Genomic DNA, 20,992 nt, shown 5'->3' on the forward strand with positions numbered 1-20,992 from the left:
CGTTTTCTGATCTTCCGTTCAGAAGAATTCATCGCAGTGAGCCTTGCGGAAGCGGGGTCCTGCGGTAGCATGGCCGGGTTACAACCTCATCCGAGCTTAAGCCCATGATCCTTATCGGCCAATATGATTCACCCTTCGTGCGGCGCGTCGCAATCGCTATGCGCCTGTACGGCCTGCCATTCGAGCATTGGCCATGGTCCACATTCGGCGACCGTGACCGGCTTGCGGAATATAATCCGCTCAGCCGTGTGCCGACCCTGTTGCTCGACGATGGCGATGTGCTGATCGAAAGTGCGGCAATCCTCGATTATCTCGATGAGATTGCCGAGGCCGGAAAACCGCTGATCGCTGGTCACGGCATTGAGCGGCGTCAGGCGTTGAAGATTTGCGCGCTGGCCACGGGGCTTGCCGACAAGGCGGTGAGCCTTCTCTATGAGGGCCTTTTGCGCAAGGAACAGTCGCCGGTCTGGGTGGAGCGGTGCGAAACGCAGATCGGGCGTGTACTGGACGTTCTGGAGCAGGACCTTTCCGCACGCGGTTCGTCCTACTGGTTTGGAGCCGATATCGGGCACGCGGACATCGCGGCTGCCTGCGCCTTGCGTTTTTTGCGCGAGGCGCATCCGCATCTTTTCGACGAAACGAAATATCCGGCGCTGGCTACGCTCGCCGGGCGCTGCGAGGCGCTCGCTCCCTTTCAGGAAATCGTGCAGCCGCTTGCCCCGCCATCGGCCTGATCGAAAGAGAAAAGCCGGGGCGAAAACCTCGGCTGTTGATTTTGGCGATCAGTCGCGCAATTCGCGGCGCAGGATTTTACCCACATTGCTCTTCGGCAGGCTTTCGCGGAACTCGATTTCGCGCGGGCGCTTGTAGTTGGTGAGACGTTCGGCACAATAAGCCTTCACATCATCTTCGGTCAGGCTCGGGTCGCGTTTGACGACGTAGAGTTTCACCACTTCACCGGAGTGCTCGTTCGGTATGCCGATGGCGGCCGATTCCACGATGCCGGGATGGCCGGCAGCCACTTCCTCGATCTCGTTCGGATAGACATTGAAACCGGATACAAGGATCATGTCCTTCTTGCGGTCGACGATCTTTGTATATCCGCGTTCGTCCATGAAGCCCATGTCGCCGGTACGGAAGTAACCATCGGGCATGATCGCGCGGCTGGTCTCATCGGGACGGTTCCAATATCCCTTCATGACCTGCGGGCCCCGCACACAGATCTCGCCCACTTCGCCGAGTGAGAGATCATTCCCATCATCATCGCGAATGGCAATTTCGGTAGACGGGATCGGTACGCCTATCGTGCCTGAAAACTCGGTCGCATCGAGCACATTGGCACTCGCCACGGGTGAGGTTTCAGACAGGCCGTATCCCTCGGTGATGACACAGCCGGTCATTTTCTGCCATCGTTCAGCAACAGGGCGCTGCACAGCCATGCCGCCGCCAAGCGTCAGAAGCAGAGGCTTGAAATCGAGCGTCTGGAAATCCGGGTTGTTCATCAGTCCGTTGAACAGCGTATTGAGCCCCGGAAAGATATGGAACGGGTACTTTTTGAGTTCCTTGACGAAGCCGGGAATATCGCGCGGATTGGGGATGAGAATATTGCGCGCACCGAGTTTCAGGCCAGTCATCGCATTTACGGTGAGCGCGAAGATGTGATAGAGCGGTAGCGCACACACGAAATTCATCGCTTTCGGTTTGCCCTTGTTGCGGAATGCGACCGCTATCCAGGCGTCCATCTGCTCGACATTGGCGATGATATTGGTGTGGGTGAGCATCGCACCCTTTGATATGCCTGTCGTTCCACCTGTATATTGCAGGAAAGCAAGATCGGAGCCCTGAACAGGTGCTGGGTTGAACGATTTGCCACGCCCTTGCACTAGTGCGTCCTTGAAACGGACATGACCAGGGATCGTCCATTCGGGTACAAGTTTCTTCACCTTGCGGACGACAAAATTAATGATGTGCCCTTTGAAACCATGCATGTCGCCCATTGAAGCAACGATGATGTTGGGCACATGAATGGAAGGCAGCGCCTTCTGTACGGTCGCGGCAAAATTTTCAAGGACGATGAGTGCCTTGGCGCCGGAATCGTTCAATTGGTGTTCAAGTTCGCGTGGGGTATAAAGCGGATTGACGTTCACAACGACAAAGCCCGCACGGAGAATTGCCGTAAAGGCAATTGGATAATGCAGGACATTCGGCATCATCACCGCAACGCGGTCACCCTTGACGAGGCCGCGCGACTGCAGAAAAGAAGCCAATGCGCGCGAGTGGTCGTCGAGTTCCTTATAGCTAAGATCTTTACCCATACAGGTGAATGCGGGGCTGTCTGCGAATTGTCGGCAAGACGCCAGGATCATATCGCCAATGGAGGTCGCCTTGCTGAGGTCGATCTCGTGCGGAACACCAGCCGGGTATGATTTGAACCAGATTTTTTCCTCCGTCGGCGCAGTCTTGCCTGCTGAGTCTGCTGCGACGGATTCAACTATGGATGCACTTTGCCCAGTCGTTTTTTTCGCCATTTCTTCTCCCCGGATTGCTCCGTCTTAAATTGGGCAGCTTGTGCGCCCGCCGTCTCCCAAGCCGCCCGCCCCACGGACAGCTTCCTCGTTCATAAATGTGGTCGAGTTTTATACTCTTCGCAAGAGTTACATTGACGTAAGCGTAAATTATAAAAGAGTCGAGCGTCTTTCCCAATTTTGAAGTTTGGCAATCACAATAGGTTGAAACTTGCTATTGGGGAAAATAGCAGGACCGGCGGGCAAACGATATCGCAATTGTATCCCGCAACGCGTCTAATGGGTTTCCGTCGCCTGATTTCTCATGGATCGAATGAGTATCGAGATCGCCTTGCCGCCATACGTTACAAGATCATAGTCTCTGTCGCCTCGCAGCCATTCATTGAGAAGCCCGCTCAATATGGAAAGCAGGACCGGTGCTGCCGTATCAGCGGTCCATTCCTTCGAAAGCTCCCCACGTCTTGCGGCCACGTCCAGCAGTCCTGCGAACAATGAGAGGGCATTGGCACGCGCTTCCCTGAGACGTTCTTCGAGCGGGGCCATTTCGCCAACGAACTCGCATCGCTGGTTGATGATAGTGAAGATGTTCTGTTGGCGCTCATCGCTCGAGAAAAGCTGTAGCGCTTGAATAATCGATTGTTCCAGAACGTGCATCGGATTGGGGTGATTGACCGCCGCTGCCTGCAACATGATTTCTTCTTGCGGGAACCGCGCGCTGCCTATGATTGTGCGTACGATCTCAAGTTTGTCGTGAAAGTGGAAATAAACAGCGCCACGCGTTACTCCGGCATGACAGGCGATTTCCATCAGTGTAGATTGATTGACACCGCGCTCGAGGAAAACCTGCTCGGCAGCCACCAAAATGGCTTCCCGGGTTTCGGCGGCCTCGGCTTTCGTTCTTCGCATGACTTCTCTCGGGTGGATGCAGGCTAATGGCCCAGTTTACCGCTAAATCTAGATAACTCATTCGTGATCTGTAATATTAGGTGATTGACTATAACACGGTAGTTCGTGTTTACAAACACTCGTGTATGTTAAATTGGCAGCACCGCGCGACAGCAAGGGCACTCCCATCATGACTATGAACCGTTCTATTCGGCTTTTTGCGGCAGGGGCCGCATTTCTTGTCTTTGCGGGGCAACCCGTTCTGGCGCAAGCACCGGGAGGCGCCACGCCACCTCCGCCACAGGTATCCGTTACCGTGGTCAAGCCGCATGACGTACCTGTTACCTACGAATATGCGGCGCGTATCAGTGCCTATCGTGATGTCCAGGTGCGCGCGCGCGTGGGCGGAATATTGCTTCACCGCAATTTCACCGAAGGCACGGAAGTCAAAGCTGGCGACGTGTTATTTGAAATAGACCCTGCACCTTATGAGGCGGAGCTTGAAAAGGCTCAGGCACAAGTAGCTCAGGCTGAAGCGCAGTATCAGCAATCCATCCGAGACGCTGAGCGCGCCGAACAATTGGTTCAGCAGAAGGTACAGAGCGCAGCCGTTCGCGACTCGGCTTTTGCGACCCGTGACTTGAACAAGGCAGCGGTTGCAGCAGCCAAGGCACAGCTCCGTACGGCAGAGCTCAATCTGAGCTACACCAAGGTAACCGCGCCAATCAGCGGTATTACCAGTCTCGAACAGGTCAATGAGGGCAGCCTCATCGGTACCGATGCATCCTCAAGTCTCCTGACCTCGATCATGCAGCTCGATCCGGTTTACGTGAACTTCTCCTTCACGGACACGGAAGCGGCCGAAATCGACCGTTTGCGTGCTGAACGCGGCGCTACGGGAGAAGATGCCAATCGCCTCAAGATCAAGGTCCTGTTCGGTGACGGTCAGGCCTATGATCATGAAGGAACAATCGACTTCACGTCCTCGTCGCTTGACACGGAAACGGGAACCCTCGGCGCCCGTGCTGTCGTTGAGAATCCAAATCGCCGTCTGATTCCCGGTCAGTTCGTTCGCGCGGTGATCCTCGGCATCGAGGTTAAGAACGCTATCACGATCCCGAAGGCCGCCCTGCTTCAGGGCCCGCAAACGCAGTTCGTTTACGTGGTCAACAAGGACAACATCGTCGAAGTGCGGCCGATCACGGTTTCTCGTGAACTGAGCGATGCATGGCTGGTTTCCGAGGGCCTCAACGCAGGGGATCGGGTCATAACCGAGGGCCTCATCAAGGCCGCTCCGGGACGTCCGGTCAATCCGGTCGACGCAGCTACTGAAGCAGGCAATCAGGCATCGCCGGATAAGGCCGGTGCTGAGGCTGGCAAAGAACAGGCGGCAGGCAAGCAATGAATAGGTTTTTCGTCGACCGCCCGGTTTTCGCGGCGGTCATCTCCATTGTTCTCGTGCTGGCTGGCCTGATCTGTATCCGGATCCTGCCGATCGCCCAGTATCCTGAATTGACGCCGCCGCAGGTGGTCGTCAGTGCGACATATCCCGGTGCAAGCGCCGAAACAGTGGCGCAGACTGTTGCTGCGCCGTTGGAACAGCAGATCAACGGCGTCGAGAACATGCTTTATATGCAGTCCTCGAGCCTTGGCAGCGGTACCATGCAGCTGACGGTGACCTTCGCTTTGGGCACCGACCCGGATCAGGCCACTATCAACGTCAACAACCGCGTACAGCGTGCAACCTCGTCTCTTCCGCAGGAAGTTCAACGTCTTGGCGTTACGGTGGACAAGCGTTCCACCACGATTCTGGGCATGGTTGCCATGTTCTCCAACAGCGATCGCTATGACCGCACTTATGTCGGTAACTATGCGCTCCTGAATGTCGTCGACGACCTCAAGCGCTTGCAGGGCGTTGGCGACGTGCAGTTGCTTGGCAATATCGACTATTCGATGCGTATCTGGCTGCGTCCCGACAAGCTGGCGCAATACAACCTGACCCCGAGCGATGTATCGACTGCTATCCAGGAGCAGAATGCGCAGTTTGCAGCAGGCCGCTTCGGCGATCAGCCGGACCCGCAAGCCGGACCGTTCACCTATACCGCGACCACGCAGGGACGTCTGCCGGATGCTGCGGCATTCGAAAACATTATCCTGCGCTCAAGCTCCAACGCCGCGACCCTTCGTCTGAAGGATGTCGCCCGTGTCGAGCTCGGTACGGAAAGCTATCTCGTCGACAGTAATCTTAACGGCACATCTGCGGTGCCGATTGCAATCTATCTGCAGCCGGGCGCAAACGCGCTCAACACGATGGAGCTTATCCAGAACCGTATGGATGAGCTGAAAGCGAGCTTCCCGGCAGGTATCGATTACTCGATACCGTTCGATACGACGAAGTTCATCAAGGTCTCCATCGAGGAGGTGGTTCACACTTTCATCGAGGCGATTATTCTCGTTGTGCTGGTGGTGTTCATCTTCCTGCAGAACTGGCGGGCGACACTCATTCCGATCATCGCAGTGCCGATCTCGATTATTGGTACTTTCGCGGGCATGTATGTGCTCGGTTTTTCCATCAACCTTTTGACGCTCTTCGGTCTGGTGCTGGCAATCGGTATCGTGGTCGACGACGCTATCGTGGTTCTGGAAAACGTCGAACGTATCATGACGACGGAGAAACTGTCACCGCGCAAGGCTGCCATCAAGGCTATGGGTGAAGTGACGGGTCCGGTTGTCGCGATTGTTCTCGTGCTCTGCGCAGTGTTCATTCCTGTGGCCTTCATGGGTGGCCTTGTCGGTGAAATGTATAAGCAGTTCGCCGTCACCATCGCGATTTCGGTGACGCTGTCCGGTCTTGTGGCTTTGACACTGACACCGGCACTCTGCGCGTTGATCCTCAAGCCGGGTCATCACGAGCCGATGCTGCCGTTCCGTATTTTCAACCGCTTCTTCGAGCGGGTGACAGACGGGTATTCTCGTGGCGTTCGCTTCTTTTTGAAACGCGCCGCAATCGGTCTCATCCTGTTTGCAGGTCTTCTTGGCGCTACATACTATCTTTTCGAAAGGGTTCCGGGATCGTTGTTGCCAGACGAGGATCAGGGCTTCCTGTTCAGCGTCGCAGTGCTTCCTCCTGCCGCCTCTTTGGAGCGTACAACGGCGGTTCTCGATCAGGCGAGCGCGAATATCCGGAAGAGCCCGGCTGTGGAAAGCGTCTTCGCGGTATCCGGTTTCGACCTTCTGTCGGGCGGTCTGAAAACCAGTGCGGGCACGATGTTCATCATGCTCAAGGACTGGAAGGAACGCACGACGCCTGAAACCGATGCGCGCAATCTGCCTGGTGCCTTCATGGCTATGAATGCGGGCATCAAGGACGGACTCATTCTTGCATTCAACCCACCTCCGATCATGGGCCTCAGCACGACCGGCGGCTTTGAGCTCTATGTTCAGGACCGCACAGGCGGAGGTGTAGAATCGCTAACGCGAGCAACCAAGCTCATCACCGAGGCTGCGGCCAAGCGACCGGAGCTGCAGGGGGTGCGCACGACGTTCGATCCGAACGTTCCGCAGTATGACATCCAGCTTGATCGCGAAAAGGCGAAGGCTATGGGTGTGCCGATCAACTCTGTATTCACTGCGATGCAGGCAACATTCGGCAGCCTCTACGTTAACGACTTTACGCTGTTTGGCCGCAACTATCAGGTCAATCTGCAATCGGAAGCCGAGTTCCGCCGCGATCCAAGCGACCTCAAGCACGTCTTCGTACGGGCTAATTCCGGCAGCATGATCCCGCTCGATGCTCTTGTGACGGTCAAACGTATTGTCGGTCCCGATCAGCTTGAACGCTTCAACGCCTTCAACGCGGCCAAGATTACCGGCAATCCGGCACCGGGTTTCACATCCGGTGATGCGATCAAGGCGATGCAGGAAGTCGCTGCGGAAGTTCTTCCGCAAGGCTATCAGATTGCATGGACCGGTTCGGCCTATCAGGAAGTGACCACTAGCGGTACAGGCACGCAGGCTATGATCTTCGGCCTCGTCATGGTGTTCCTTATCCTGGCTGCGCAGTATGAACGCTGGAGCTTGCCGCTTGCCGTCATCACCGCAGTGCCGTTTGCAATCTTTGGCGCATTGTTGGCGACTGATCTGCGCGGGTTGACCAATGACGTGTATTTCCAGATCGGTCTGGTGACACTCATAGGTCTGGCAGCGAAGAATGCGATCCTGATCGTGGAATTTGCCGTGCTGGAGCGCGAGACGGGCAAATCTGCCTTCGACGCGGCATTGTCTGCTGCACGCCTGCGATTCCGCCCGATCGTGATGACCTCGCTGGCCTTCATTCTCGGCGTGGTGCCGCTCGCGATCAGCACGGGTGCCGGTTCGGCAAGCCGTCACTCGATTGGTACGGGCGTCATTGGCGGTATGTTGGCGGCAACGTTCATCGCGACGTTCTTCATTCCGATGTTCTATAGTCTGATAGCGCGTAAGCCTCCGAAGAAGCCGGAGGACGAGGACACGCAGGATGTGACCGACAAGAGCGAACAGGCGGGCAATCAGCTCTAGTTCGCGCCCGTTTCGGAACACAAAAGCCCCGCCTTTCGGCGGGGCTTTTTGCATTGAGCAGATGCCAGAATCGAAGCAACCGCTAGAACAGCGATGCGATACTTTGAACGATCGCCCAGGCTAGAAAGGTTGCGGGTACGCTGAGCGCCGCAAGCATGATGCCAAGAAACACGTAGGCGGCCTCATTGGGCGAGCGCTTCGTTTGCTCCGGAGTCTTGTGCCATTGAGCAGGAACGCCATCGAACATTGTATAAATCCTCCTTCTCCCTCAATCTGATTATTGATGAGAGGCTGATTTGTTCAAGTAAAAATAAATGGATGTATTTATTGAGATTTTTATGTTAGAAGCGGCGCAATTCGTGCTGAAGAATGCGCACTGCTATCGGTTTTTATGCAATCAGCTTGAGTTATATATTTGAAAGAAAATAATTTTACTTTTCTACTGTAAGTATCGATATATCGGAATTTTCAAAAATATCTGAAAATTCGCTTGGTATCGAATCTTCTCTGCGTCAAAATGGCACGTAATGGGCGGCCCTATTTTATCGGCCAGATCCGTCTGATGCTCCCTCAGTAAAAGCTGTTGGGAAAATAACGCAGATAGAGCTCCGTTAACGTGCCTTTCTGCTGCAGGGCCTGAAGGGCATTGTTGAGGGCATTGACGAGAGGAACGTTTTGTTGCGCTACAGCAATGCTGAGGCCACTGCCAAGATATTGCGGCGCAAGATAGGGGCCGGCTGTGAATGTGCAGCACGCATGGCCTTCAGGGCTATTCAGCCACATCGAAAGTGCCATGCCGTCATGGAACACAGCACTTATCTTGCCGCTTTTGAGGTCGGCGAGCATGAGTGAATCATCAGAGTAAGGTTTAGCGACTGCCTGAGGAAAATAGCTTTTCAGAAGCTGCTCATGGGCGGTACCGCCAATTACGCCAACACTCTTTCCTTTTGTTGCCATAATTGCGTCGTCGCTAAACGCGCCTGCATTGGTCGTCGCAAATCGCGCAGGCAATCGCATATAGGACCGTGAGAAGACAAATTGTTTGCGGTTTGCTTCGGTTGGTTTCCACCCGGCCATGATCGCTTCCGCCTGTCCGCTAAGAAGGCGCTCTTCAAGCTCGTCCCATGGTACAGCTTCAATCTGACAGATGTCATCGACGCCCAATTGATGACAAAGCGCTTTGGCAAGGTCGACGTTGTAGCCGGAAAGCTGCCCCTGATCGCCCAGCATGTTGAACGGGGGGAAATCGACAGTTGTGATAAAGCGCAACCGATTGAGCGCTTGCAAGGACGGCAATGGCAGGCGTTCTTTCTGGTTGATGAAGGATGGAGCTTCCGGTTGAGTCTCCGAAGCCCAGGCACCATGGACGCCACATGTGAATACCAGCACAGCTAGAAGTCTTGGTAGGTAGCGTTTCATAATCCGTTTCTGCTTTTTTCTCGATAAGTTCGTGTTACCCGAAAAATCAAGCGGCAAGCAATACTCAACGAAAGTCCAATGAAAATAAAGGTTGCAATTCGCTTATAGTATATTACCTTCCGATTGTAATTTTATCGAAATAAGTACCTAATAAAGAAATCGATAAAGTAATTATAATTGTAAATTCCTAAAACATAAATTGTAAATATTCAGTAGTGCGGGGGTGCTATGAGTAGTGTATCGATTGCGTTCGATCTGGAGATATGCAGTGCCATATCAGCCAGATTGGAACAATGTGGCGTGTCTAGAGATGCGTTGTTGGGGGCCTATAGTGCGGCGGCTCATCATGGAACATCTTTTTGTGCGGAACTGGTTCAGCGGGGTGATGTTGCGGAATCGGTCATTTATGCAGCTATCGCTGATATTTTGGGGGTGGAATTTACAAACGAGGCGCTACCCTCTCGCATTTTCGTCTCTGGTGAAGAAAAGCCGTCGGCTTTCGTTGATGTTGGCCAGGTCATGGTGCTCGGTACGGACGGAGGTAGCTATCTCTATATAGCTCCGTCGGATAATCGTATCAGAACGCTCCGGGATCATATTCTTGCGACACCACAATTGAAGAGCCGGATCCGTATCTGCACACCGACGCTGTTGAAACACATCATGCGGCAACGACATCAGAAGGATCTGATCACACGGGCACATGAAATGACGCCGCAGTCGCTTTCAGCAGCGCGTGTTCTGGATACGCCTCAGGCATTTATCATTGCCATGGCGATCTATGCGTTCTTCGCCTGCATGCTCAACTGGCCGATGATAACGCTTCTGGTGCTTCACGTTACGCTGTCGATATTCTTCTTTGGCTGCGTGATGATCCGATTGTTCGCGGCTGCCTCGGGACGAAGATTGAAATTTCTTGAGCTCAAGAAATGCAGGCCGCGTGATTTACCAAGCTATTCCGTCCTCGTCCCGCTGTATCGGGAGCAGGACGTGATCGGTCAGCTTGTTTTGAGTCTGAAGCGGTTGAACTGGCCGGCAAGCAAACTTGATATCAAGCTTGTCTGCGAGAAGGATGACTTTGATACGATAGCGGCGATACGTCGTGAGCGACTGCCATCAAATTTCGAATTGGTTCTCGTGCCGTCCGGTGGGCCCAAGACAAAGCCAAAGGCGCTGAATTATGCATTGCAGTTTGCCCGAGGCGAAATTGTTGCGGTTTTCGATGCTGAAGATCGTCCCCATCCCGATCAGTTGCTTGAAGCATGGCAGACCTTTCAGGCAGAAGGCGACAAGCTCGCCTGTGTACAGGCGCCGCTGATTATCGGGAATTTTCGCCATAATCTGCTGACGCGAATGTTTGCCTTCGAATATGCCGCACTTTTTCGGGGGCTGTTGCCGTGGCTTGCTTCTCGAGGGCTTGTCATTCCGCTCGGAGGTACCTCCAATCATTTTCGACGATCATGTCTGGAAGAGGTCGGCGGCTGGGATGCTTACAATGTCACGGAAGATGCCGATTTGGGTGTGAGGCTCGCCCGATTTGGCTATCGTATCGGCGTCATCACGCGTGGGACTATTGAGGACGCACCGGTCAACTACGACATTTGGAGAAAGCAGCGCACACGCTGGCTCAAAGGATGGATGCAGACCTGGCTCGTTCACGGGCGCCAGCCTTATAATACCTGGCGCGAACTGGGTTGGTTCAGATTCACCATCAATCAGATCTATACATTGGGTATTATCGGTTCTGCATTGTTGCACCCGTTTATGCTGGTCATGTTCTTCACATTGCTGGTGAGCACTGCATTCAGTCCGCTGACGTCTCACAGCGTATGGTTGCTGGCGCTCGACGTAATGAACATTTTGATGGCTTATGTGAGCTTTTATCTTCTTGGCTCCAGAACTATGGAGCCGACGGAACTGGGAGGTTATGCCTACCTGTTTTCGATCCCGATTTACTGGGTGTTGATTTCGATATCGGCCTGGCGGGCGCTATGGCAGCTGGTGCGTATGCCGCATTTGTGGGAAAAGACTCCGCACCAGCCTAGCCTGTTTTACATCTCAGCGAATGACGGGGTGAGGAATGTAGAACCGCGGCCGATGATCGATTGATCCTCTGGTCCAATTGCCTGAAGGTCTCTTCCTTCATAGGGCAGTGTCAAAAGGATGCGCCGGATTGCAGCCAGTCTGGCGCGCCTCTTGTCATTCGACCGAACGATTGTCCAGGGTGCGTAACCTGTATCGGTCCTTTCAAACATGGTATGCAATGCATCGGAATAATCATTCCAGCGAGAAATGCCCGCCACATCCATAGGTGAGAATTTCCAGTTCTTAAGCGGGCTGTGCCGACGCTCATGAAAGCGCTTGAGCTGCATTTCCTGACCGATATCCAGCCAGAATTTGAAAAGATGAATACCATCTGTAACGATCATGCGCTCGAAATCGGGTGTTTCAGTCAGGAAAGTTTCAAGCTGCGTTGATGTGCAAAAGCCCATCACGCGCTCCACACCCGCCCGGTTGTACCATGAGCGGTCAAATGTGACGAACTCGCCGGCAGTTGGGAAATGCGCGACATAACGCTGGAAATACCATTGACCCTGTTCGGTTTCGGTCGGCTTCGGCAATGCAACATTACGGGCAGTTCTTGGGTTCATGAACTCCCGGATCGTGAAGATGGTGCCGCCCTTGCCTGCGGCGTCACGACCTTCAAAAACGCTGATAACGCGTCCGCCTGTATCCTGAAGCCAGTATTGCAGTTTGACGAGTTCGATCTGAAGCCGCTCGAGCGTTTCTTCATATTCATCCGACTTCATCTTGGATGGATAAGGGTATCCGCCCGACTGCAGCGCATTATCGTCGATCCATTTCGGCAATTTTGGATCGTTTATGTCAAACGAATGCACTGCCCCATCAATTTTCAGCTTGATTGGCTTGTCGCCTGGCTTTGCCTCGTCTTTTTTGTCTTTCTTTTTGTTAGCTGTCTTCGAACTGTCACCCACGGCAATTCCCTTTCGTTTATATCAAAGCATGATATGGGCTGTTTGGAAGCCGCGTAAAGGACGTTCAAACATTTCCGGATAAAGTCGATGCCACAACCGCAGAAGGAAGCAGCATGAGCGAGGCAGGCAACCGCACAGATCCAGAACCACAAGCCGAGAAGTCGATTTTCGAACCGCTTCTCCGGGTCAAGGGCGTTGTGATCGCCAGCATGGTTCTCGCTGTCTGCGTGTTGGCCCTCGATCTTCCGTTTTGGTTTCGCGCAGGTCTGCTGGCCGTCGTCGTTCTAGGCGCTGTATGGCTTTCAAGCGAAGTTGCAAGCAGCGAGCCGGATGAGACGCCAGCAAAAAATATAGCACCCAATGAAATGGCGGGGGTATCAGGCGAGCGCCTGGCTGATCTTCTGACCGATCCGATGGTCGTTTTCGACCATGGCGGCACGGTTCGGTTCGCCAATTCTGCAGCTCTCGATGCGTTTCAGTCGCTGGAAACCGGCACCGCGCTTTACTTACGATTCCGGGCGCCGGAAATGCATGCCCTCATTCAAGGGGTTATTGCAGACGGAGAAGCGCGCAGCATTGAATATTTTGAACGTGTCCCGATGGATCGCTGGTTCAAAGCCATGGTCAAGGCTCTGCCTGACAAGGACGGCAGACCTGAACTTTTTGTTCTGCTGTTTCGCGATCAGAGTGAAACGCGTCGCATCGACCGCATGCGGTCGGATTTTATCGCAAATGCAAGCCATGAATTGCGCACGCCTCTGGCCTCGCTTCGCGGTTTCATCGAAACGCTGCAAGGTCCAGCCCGAAACGATACGGCGGCGCGTGATCGATTTCTGGATATCATGCAGAAACAGGCCGAACGCATGTCACGGCTGATTGATGATCTATTGTCCCTGTCACGTCTCGAAATGCGGGCACATCTGGCTGTCAATGAATGCGTGGACGTGACTTCCATTCTCAATCATGTTGCCGATACGCTGACGCCATTGGCCGCAGGCCTCGATATCAGTATCGAGCGTGATCTGCCTGATCATCCGGTGAATGTTACGGGCGCACGTGATGAGCTTATTCAGGTATTCCAGAATCTCGTTGAGAATGCCTGTAAATATGGACAGGCTGGCAAGCGTGTCATCGTAAAACTGAACGAAGACAATAGTGGCAGTTCTGCGGAAATCGTGGCGTCAGTCCAGGATTTCGGTCCGGGCATTGCAGCGGAACATTTACCACGCCTCACGGAGCGCTTCTATCGGATTGACGTTGAAACAAGCCGCGCTCAGAAGGGCACGGGTCTTGGTCTTGCTATCGTCAAACATATTCTTGCTCGCCATCGAGGCCGTCTGGTTGTTCGCTCCCAGTTGGGTGAAGGGTCGACGTTTACGGTGCGGCTGCCGAAGCGAGCCGCATAAGCTCTATCTAAGATTGCGAAGCAGCTGCCATTTCAACGGACGAAGTTTTCGATAGAGCGAAGTCATGCGTAACCGTTCCAATGAATGGGCGAGGATGAGCGACATGCGCCCTCGAAAAGTGACCGATCGGATATAGTCGCGCAGTGGTGTTGTCTGATCACATAAGCCGACTTTCCACGGCTCGTCGCCAAACCCAAGATCGAAACTCATATAGCCGTCTGTTTTCAGTTCATTAAGCAGGCGCAGTATCAGCACTTTTCCGGGTGAAAATCTGCTCCATTTGCCGTTCTCGAACGTTGTGATCATTGCACAGTAGTGACCATTGCGGACGACGCTCCACATCGTGGCCAAGACCGTTTCCCCTATCGCGAGTGCCGAAAGATGCAGGGCGTTGTATTGTGCCAGTTGCTCGGTAGCCTCTTCAAAGAAGCGCTGCTTCTCGGGATGCGCGTCGAAACCAGGGACCATGGTTTCTTCAAAGCGCCGTTGCTTCTGGCGCAACATAGCCCCTAGAAGCACGCGCCGCTCCGCTTCGGTTTGCGCGACAAAGAACCGATGTTCACCCATCTGCTGAAGCGTTCGATCACGTTTTTTTATGTTGCGAATACTCTGTACGGACCGCTCTATCTCATCCATCGGGCGAGCCAGAGATATGGCGTGTGCAGATGCGTTGGAAGGTCGGTTTGTTATCTGCCACAACGGATTTGCAAGGCCTTCAACTCGCTCTGGTATTTTATTAAGCGCCATCAGATCATGTGAGGGGACCGCCGCGGCGACCGCTTCGAAAATACGTGTTGCCGTGTTGTGAGAAAGCTGCGCTGCGGCTGGAAATATGACGGGTCCATTATAATCGCTTACACCCTCATCGATGAATGAAAGCACGCGGGAACCGTAGACACGGGTAATAGCGAGTGGCAGAAAAAGAAGTGGGGTGCCGTCATGCAGGCGAACCTCGCTCAAGCATAGCTGCACACCGGATTTCTGCCCGTAACTCGCTTCCCATGCCTTCAGGAAGGATCTGGCCTGAAACACGAAAAATGCGCTGCCGGTTTTGTCATCGGCATCCGGCCAGTCGGCGGATAGCTGCTCCGTGCTGCTGTAAACCCGAATGTCGAAATCATTGGTCAGCATGAAGGTCTTTCAGATCATCCTAAAATTTGGGAAATTTCTATAATCTGAGCCTGACGAATCTCATTTTATAGTTGAAGTGTTTAGTAGATTTGAAACCAAAGGAAACTATGAAATGCTGGCTTGAGCCAGTAGATTTCTTTGCACATGCTTTCTCTCAAATAGGGTAACGATGTCTGTTTCGATTATCATCAAAACTTTGAACGAGGAAAAGCGCATCGCCGAGGCTGTGGAGAGCGCCTTGAAAGCTCTGCCCGGCGGAAAAGTGGAAGTAATTGTAGCGGATAGTGGATCTACCGATCGCACAATAGAGATCGCACGATCCTATCCGATCAAAATTGTGCAGATCGAGCCTCCTGCGCAGGCTAGCTGTGGCCTCGGTCCGCAGCTGGGCTTCCAGTATTCGGCACAGCCCTATATCTGCCTGATCGATGGCGATATGATACTCGAGCCGGATTTTCTACCGGCTGCCCTCGACTATCTCGACAAACATCCTGACGTTGGCGGTGTGACCGGCCATGTCGTGGACCAGATTCTGGAAAGTCTTGAGTTCCAGCGTCGTGCGAAGCGCCATTCGCCGGAAGCGCGCGCAGGTGACATTGATCGCATGAATGGCGGCGGGCTCTACAGGCGCGGCGCGATAGAGCAGGCGGGTTATTTCTCTGATCGCAATCTTCATGGACACGAAGAGTTTGACGCAGGGGTTCGCCTGCGCAGCAAGGGCTGGAAGCTCTACCGTTTGGATCGTCCTTTCGTGCAGCATTTTGGCTATACGATGAATGCCTACAAGCTTCTGGTTCGACGCTGGAAAAGCAAATATCTGCGTGGGACCGGTGAAGTGTTGCGTGCGGCGATTGGACAGCCGCATCAGAAAAACTTGTTCCGTGAATTGCCGGAGCTCCGGCTTTGGGGCGCGGTCTATCTTTGGTGGCTGGCAATCCTAGCAGCTCTTGTTTTTGTACCGGGATGGTCGCTGGCAATTCTGGTCGCGGCCATAATTGCAGTGGCTCCGTTCGTGGCGATGTCTGTTCGGTCTCGTAGTATCGAACTGGGCGTCTATGCGGTGGTCGCATGGATCTTTCATGCAGCAGCACTTCCACTCGGCTTTTTTCAGCCGCGCCGCAAACCAACCGACTGGATCGAAAGCAAGATTATAAGAGAGCCGTGATGAAAGGGTTGCGACTGGTCATATCTGCTTCGCTTATAGGCCTCGCAATGCCCGGCGCCAATGCTGAAGAATGGCTTCCGGTCACAGAAAACAATCTCGAAATTTCCGCAGAAAGCCCTCTGGATTTTTCAGGTTTTCTGCCAAATACCCCGATTGACGAGAAAAATCGTTTGATCGCAAATGCTGACGGGCATTTCGCGCAGGCTGACAAGCCGGATCAAGCGATGCGGCTACAGTGTGCGGCGATTGGCTGGGGGCCTCCATCTTCAGGCGACGTGGATCATGCGTTCATCGATCGATATGTCCGACAGCTCCGCTTGCATGGCTACAACATAGCCCGGTTTCATTTCGTCGATGCCGATCTGATGCTTGGACAGGCGCGCGATTTCGACTTCCGTCCCGAAGCGCTTGACCGGACGCGCTACCTGATGGCAGCGCTCAAACGTGAAGGTATTTACTGGATCATTGACGGGCTTACGTCTGAAAGCGGCGCTTTCGGCGGAAAGGACACTGATCGTTGGGGACTGGAAGGTAATCTGAAGCGCCGGGCCTTTGTGGAAGATGCGGCATTCGAACATTGGCTGCGCTTCCAGAAAGAAGTCTACGCTACAGTCAATCCCTATACCGGCCTTTCACCTCTAGAAGATCCTGCTCTCGCTCTGGTCATTCCGTTCAACGAAAATGGTATCGAGTTTACGAGCTTCGTGCATGAGAATGACGATGGGACCAGATTTTGGCCGGGTTATCGTCCCGCGTTCAATGCATTCCTCATAAAACGCTATGCCGATACTGCTGGCTTGTCACGAGCATGGGGTGGTTTGGCCTCCGACGAAAATCTGGAGCAGCAAACCATCCATCTGCCCGAAAGCCGCAGCAGTGGGGGGAGGAGGCTCCGGGATTTTCAGGCCTTTCTCGTCGAAAGTGAACGTTTGCTGGCGCAACGGATGGAGGGGGCGCTGCGCGATCTTGGCTATCGCGGTCCGATCGCCCCTTACAACAACTGGTTCACGGTCCAAACGGCCCTTTCGCGACAGCCTCAGAAAGTGGTGGCGGCCAATACCTATCAGGACTGGATCGGAACTCTCAGCCCGGGTACGGCAATCAAGCATGCGAGCTCGATTGCCGACGCTGCTTCCTATGTCAGTGAGATCGCTGCCGGGCGCTGGATCGGCCGGCCGTTTCTTGTGACCGAGTATGAGCAGCTGTTCTGGAACAGTCATCGGTATGAGGCGGGTCTGGTGTTTCCGGCCTATGCGGCATTGCAAGGCTGGGACGGTATCTGCCGTCATGGCCAGGGACCCCTGACGCTTGCATTTGATGAGGCAGCTCCGTTTCGTCAACGTATCGTGCCGTACACTTTCGCGGTAGATCCGGTTGCGCGTGCCGGCGAAACACTGGCAGCGCTCCTGTTTCGCCGGGGAGACGTCGAAACCGCAGCTTTCGATGTGCCATTCATGACGCAAGGAGAGACGAGCCTTGGTGAATCGCTCGAACTTCGGGAACCGGCCCGGCTGAAACCGCTAGCACTTCTTGGCGGGATTGGTCTTGCCGCGAAGGAACTGGCGTGGCCGCAAGGCTTGCAGAAAAAAGTCGCGGTTGACTATCGGAACGTGTCACTCGACAACGTGTTACAGCGCTTGAAAGCAACAGGACTTCTTTCGGATGATAACGTGACCAATCCCTCGCAAGGCTTGTTTGAAAGTGCCACCGGTCAAATCCGGCTCGACCGTAACAAGCAGCGGATGCACGTGGTCACACCTAAGACAGAGGCTATCGCCTTTGCCGAACTGAAAAATCGGCTGACTTTGAATGAGTTATCCATTGGTAATGCCGAGGAAAGAGGCTTGTTTGCTGTTTCGGCAATTGATGAGAAGCCGCTGAAGGACAGCGAAAAGCTGCTGATAATTTTCGCCAGCGATGCTCGTAATACTGATATGCGCTTCCGCGACAAGGCGGAGAAAGTCATAGAGGATTGGGGGCGACTGCCCGTCACTTTGCTGCGCAATCGGGTGGATGTGAGACTGGCAGGAAATACGATTTCATGGATGCTCTCGCCAGTCGGCCTTGACGGCAAGGTTCACGAAGAAATAGCGGTGGGGTCCGGCCCCATTGCTTTCCGGCTTGATAACGCAGCGGGCAAGGAGGGGCCGACGACTTTCTTCCTTTTGGAACGAAAACTCGCAGTTCAATAGAAGTCTGTCGATAGCCTGCTCCAGCTTTCGCCAGCCAATCCGCCAATGAAAATATCATTGCGGTGTACCGCGTTCAACATGTCCGCGCTTGCAGTAACAACACAGACATTGGCTTTCAGACGAAAGAACATGATGGATTGTTGCGAAAGGGCATTGAGATAGCGCGGGTCTACCCGGCCTTGCGCTGCGATATGCCCTTCTTCCTGCACGTGAAGCAGCATCGCATCGACGGCATGTTTTTCCGTTCCGGCTTGTGCGATGACGTTCAAAACTTCAGCCATGCCGTTGGGACGGCTGTAGTAACAGAAAAAGCCGCTCGGACTGCCGGTATGGTCGTTGATCGCGCAGAGGTGCAATGTACCAGCAGCCTGATTGTCCAACGCCATCTGAAACAACCAGTTGATGTCGCTTTCGGTCCAGACCGGATGGGCCGAATAGCTCTCGAGCAAGCCAGGAACGAGTGAGACCGCTTCTTCAAGCGCTATTTCCTTCACATTCGCTCGGGATTTGGCGGCTTTCTTGATCGGGGGAAGCGGAAAAAGCGGGTTGAGCATTTTGCCGACTGAACTTGTCGCCCATCCATCAAGGATCGGCCGCCGTTCGGCGAGGTAACTGGCCACATAGCTTGCTGCTTGGAACACGCGGGTCCACCCAAGCCCGTGTGTGCTGAGCGTCACCCCTCCTATAGCCTCGAAATGTCTGAGGCTCACTGGCGCCGCACTGTCGCTGAAATTGAGTATCTTGTCGCTTGGACGCAAGGTGAGGGTCAGTTCGGCGGCACCGCGTGGCGACATGTCCGGCTTCATCATGAAAGCACATAGCAGTCGCCCCATGATCGTTCGGCCATTGACCCTGTAGGGGATTGGGAGAACCGAGAGGGCGCTATCGATCCCACCATGATCGTCCTCGTGCACGACACTGCCGATTGCAGGATCGTAATAGGGGTTCTCAAAAAAGAACTTCTGAAAGAACTGATCGAAGTTTTCGTTACAAGATTTCGATTGTGGGCGGAAAACTTGCTGGAACAGGGTGCGGACGGCTGGAATATCGTCGGTATCCATCGCGCGAACACGTCGCGATTTGGTGCCATTTGCTGGTATCGAAACATGCGCCATCTAAGCCCCCACTTGCTTGAAACCGCCTTTTTTCTCTTCTGCGTCACGACTCCGGCGAACGAGGTAGATAACGCAACCCCACGATGCCAACACGATACTGATTTCAATTACGTAAATGGCCGCGAAAGTTCCTGTGATCGGGGCGTACCACGTTGCCAATGCCAGAAGCGGCGCGCCGAGGATATTGCCTGTGTTCAGGACCGCAGTGCGGTAGCTGTGCTGGCTTGCTGCACCCAGGAGATCGACCGCTATCGACCATAAGGCAACGAACACCGTGATCCAGCAAAGTGTGCGGCAGAAGGAAACCAGCGTGTCGTATTCGCTGCCGAACAGATAGGGCAGGTAAGGCGCGATAATAAACACAGCCAGCGATGTGAATATGCCAATCGCAAAAGCAGCGCCGAGCAAGCGCATCGTGATCGGCAGGGCATGATGAATGCCATTTGCGCTGGCGCGTGCCAGATGAGGATAGACGAGACGGTTCATCGCCTCGACGGTCAGTGTGCTGCTGTCGATGATGCGGCGGGTGACGCCATAACTGCCGACGACGCTTGGCGGCATCAACGTGCCGAGGAGCAGAAGGTCTGCGTTCTGGCGGACTGCCTTAAAGATGAACTGCGATGCAAACATCACACCGAGCCGCAGTTCGTCGCGTACAATCGTGTATTGCGGCCGACCGAGCCTGCGCAAGAACAGGGCATAAACTACGGCGACCAGTACATGAACCCCGAATTGCCAATAGGCCCAGCCGACAACGGTAGAGACGCCGAATACGAGGCAAGCGATTGCTGCGGCAATCGTGCGAGCCACGGCAAATCCAACAACGGAGAGATTGGCGGATATGAAGTCGGTATGTGCGATATAGATCTGCTCGACCAGCAGGATAAGGCGCACCAGCACAATGTTCGTGACAAGCAGCAGGAAAAGCCCAACCAGGTTGCCGGAGAATTCCGGAGCGCTGCTTAGCCAGAACGGCAGTATCAGCATTCCAGCAGCGACGAGTATGATGCCGGTTATTGCGATGAGAATAAGATTGTGGCCAAGCATTGCCGGATAGATTGCCCGATCCTGCGCCACGCGACGCACGAGGCACTCTGCTCCGCCAAGGCCACAGATGAAAGTGGCGATGCTGGTTACCGCCATGACCGTCACGAACAGACCAAACTCGTGAGAGCCGAGATATCGCGCCAGAATAGCAAATGTAAAAAGCTGCGCGATGTTTGCCGCGAAAAGGCTGCCGCTAGAAGCTGCGTAGGACAGTAATGTCGACCAATGGCGTTTCAAGTTTTTATACCAAATGTTCAGGCTGTTCCAGCCCAGCGTGCTTTTGGGAGAATAAAAGACGCGCTCGAATTTCAAGAAAAGCTTATGGCAGCGAACCGGATTATTTTTCGTAAAGCTTCTGGTGGTGAGACATATGCTCCATCTTCTCTTAATCCCGAAAAACACGAAGTGCCAAGCATGTCGGCCAAAATTTGTGAGGATCTATAGGACTAAATGACCATCATTTGCATTTTAGTGACACTCTTGCACGAGATTGCCTTTCATTAACCGAATTTTTTAATCTTTAAGTCTAATGAAAACAGTAGCGCCATGTTTGC

General features: G+C 53.9%; 16 protein-coding genes. 8 read left to right on the forward strand and 8 right to left on the reverse strand.

Features of this window, described 5'->3' with window-relative positions:
- The first annotated feature begins 104 nt into the window (after positions 1–104).
- Positions 105–734, forward strand: a complete 630-nt coding sequence (locus CQZ93_RS01585; protein ID WP_105541024.1) for a glutathione S-transferase family protein — start codon at positions 105–107, stop codon at positions 732–734.
- A 48-nt stretch (positions 735–782) separates the two neighbouring features.
- On the opposite strand, the gene CQZ93_RS01590 is transcribed toward CQZ93_RS01585, so the two are convergent.
- A complete protein-coding gene (locus CQZ93_RS01590; protein WP_105541025.1) occupies positions 783–2,528 on the reverse strand; it encodes a long-chain fatty acid--CoA ligase in 1,746 nt (581 codons plus the stop codon).
- Between the two features lie 273 nt (positions 2,529–2,801).
- Positions 2,802–3,431, reverse strand: coding sequence for a TetR family transcriptional regulator (locus CQZ93_RS01595; RefSeq protein WP_105541026.1), 630 nt, complete (start codon positions 3,429–3,431; stop codon positions 2,802–2,804).
- A gap of 169 nt (positions 3,432–3,600) precedes the next feature.
- Between CQZ93_RS01595 and CQZ93_RS01600 the strand changes: the two genes are divergently transcribed.
- Positions 3,601–4,815, forward strand: coding sequence for an efflux RND transporter periplasmic adaptor subunit (locus CQZ93_RS01600; protein ID WP_105541027.1), 1,215 nt, complete (start codon positions 3,601–3,603; stop codon positions 4,813–4,815).
- Positions 4,812–7,967: a multidrug efflux RND transporter permease subunit BepE gene (bepE, locus tag CQZ93_RS01605; RefSeq protein ID WP_105541028.1), complete on the forward strand. Its 3,156-nt coding sequence runs from the start codon at positions 4,812–4,814 to the stop codon at positions 7,965–7,967. The genes CQZ93_RS01600 and bepE overlap by 4 nt, the downstream gene beginning before the upstream one ends.
- A gap of 82 nt (positions 7,968–8,049) precedes the next feature.
- Here bepE and CQZ93_RS26525 read toward each other — a convergent pair whose 3' ends face one another.
- Positions 8,050–8,214, reverse strand: a complete 165-nt coding sequence (locus tag CQZ93_RS26525) for a hypothetical protein (protein ID WP_181153292.1) — start codon at positions 8,212–8,214, stop codon at positions 8,050–8,052.
- A 323-nt stretch (positions 8,215–8,537) separates the two neighbouring features.
- Positions 8,538–9,386 carry a transporter substrate-binding domain-containing protein gene (locus CQZ93_RS01610; protein ID WP_105541029.1) on the reverse strand — a complete coding sequence of 283 codons (849 nt, stop codon included), beginning with the start codon at positions 9,384–9,386 and terminating at the stop codon, positions 8,538–8,540.
- A 228-nt stretch (positions 9,387–9,614) separates the two neighbouring features.
- Between CQZ93_RS01610 and CQZ93_RS01615 the strand changes: the two genes are divergently transcribed.
- Positions 9,615–11,495 carry a glycosyltransferase gene (locus CQZ93_RS01615; protein ID WP_105541030.1) on the forward strand — a complete coding sequence of 627 codons (1,881 nt, stop codon included), beginning with the start codon at positions 9,615–9,617 and terminating at the stop codon, positions 11,493–11,495.
- Here CQZ93_RS01615 and ppk2 read toward each other — a convergent pair.
- Entirely contained in the window at positions 11,438–12,382 is a 945-nt protein-coding gene (gene ppk2, locus CQZ93_RS01620) for a polyphosphate kinase 2 (protein ID WP_105541031.1), read from the reverse strand. The genes CQZ93_RS01615 and ppk2 overlap by 58 nt on opposite strands.
- Positions 12,383–12,495: 113 nt before the next feature.
- On the opposite strand from ppk2, the gene CQZ93_RS01625 reads away from it, so the two are divergent.
- Positions 12,496–13,788, forward strand: a complete 1,293-nt coding sequence (locus CQZ93_RS01625; RefSeq protein ID WP_105541032.1) for an ATP-binding protein — start codon at positions 12,496–12,498, stop codon at positions 13,786–13,788.
- A 3-nt stretch (positions 13,789–13,791) separates the two neighbouring features.
- Here CQZ93_RS01625 and CQZ93_RS01630 read toward each other — a convergent pair whose 3' ends face one another.
- Positions 13,792–14,919 carry a GNAT family N-acetyltransferase gene (locus CQZ93_RS01630; protein ID WP_105541033.1) on the reverse strand — a complete coding sequence of 376 codons (1,128 nt, stop codon included), beginning with the start codon at positions 14,917–14,919 and terminating at the stop codon, positions 13,792–13,794.
- Between the two features lie 169 nt (positions 14,920–15,088).
- Here CQZ93_RS01630 and CQZ93_RS01635 point away from each other — a divergent pair, with 169 nt between their 5' ends.
- Together CQZ93_RS01635 and CQZ93_RS01640 are read left to right on the forward strand one after the other, a co-directional pair.
- Positions 15,089–16,084 carry a glycosyltransferase family 2 protein gene (locus tag CQZ93_RS01635; protein ID WP_105541034.1) on the forward strand — a complete coding sequence of 332 codons (996 nt, stop codon included), beginning with the start codon at positions 15,089–15,091 and terminating at the stop codon, positions 16,082–16,084.
- Positions 16,084–18,276 carry a glycoside hydrolase gene (locus CQZ93_RS01640; RefSeq protein WP_105541035.1) on the forward strand — a complete coding sequence of 731 codons (2,193 nt, stop codon included), beginning with the start codon at positions 16,084–16,086 and terminating at the stop codon, positions 18,274–18,276. The genes CQZ93_RS01635 and CQZ93_RS01640 overlap by 1 nt, the downstream gene beginning before the upstream one ends.
- On the opposite strand, the gene CQZ93_RS01645 is transcribed toward CQZ93_RS01640, so the two are convergent.
- A complete protein-coding gene (locus CQZ93_RS01645; RefSeq protein WP_105541036.1) occupies positions 18,270–19,391 on the reverse strand; it encodes a hypothetical protein in 1,122 nt (373 codons plus the stop codon). The two genes, CQZ93_RS01640 and CQZ93_RS01645, sit on opposite strands and share 7 nt — an antisense overlap.
- Positions 19,392–20,675, reverse strand: a complete 1,284-nt coding sequence (locus tag CQZ93_RS01650) for a lipopolysaccharide biosynthesis protein (RefSeq protein WP_105543133.1) — start codon at positions 20,673–20,675, stop codon at positions 19,392–19,394.
- Here CQZ93_RS01650 and CQZ93_RS26530 point away from each other — a divergent pair.
- The gene (locus tag CQZ93_RS26530) at positions 20,664–20,882 is read left to right on the forward strand and encodes a hypothetical protein (RefSeq protein WP_181153293.1); all 219 of its coding nucleotides are present in this window, start codon (positions 20,664–20,666) and stop codon (positions 20,880–20,882) included. The two genes, CQZ93_RS01650 and CQZ93_RS26530, sit on opposite strands and share 12 nt — an antisense overlap.
- The last annotated feature ends 110 nt before the right edge of the window (positions 20,883–20,992 follow it).

This window comes from Ochrobactrum vermis (assembly GCF_002975205.1).
GTDB lineage: Bacteria > Pseudomonadota > Alphaproteobacteria > Rhizobiales > Rhizobiaceae > Brucella > Brucella vermis.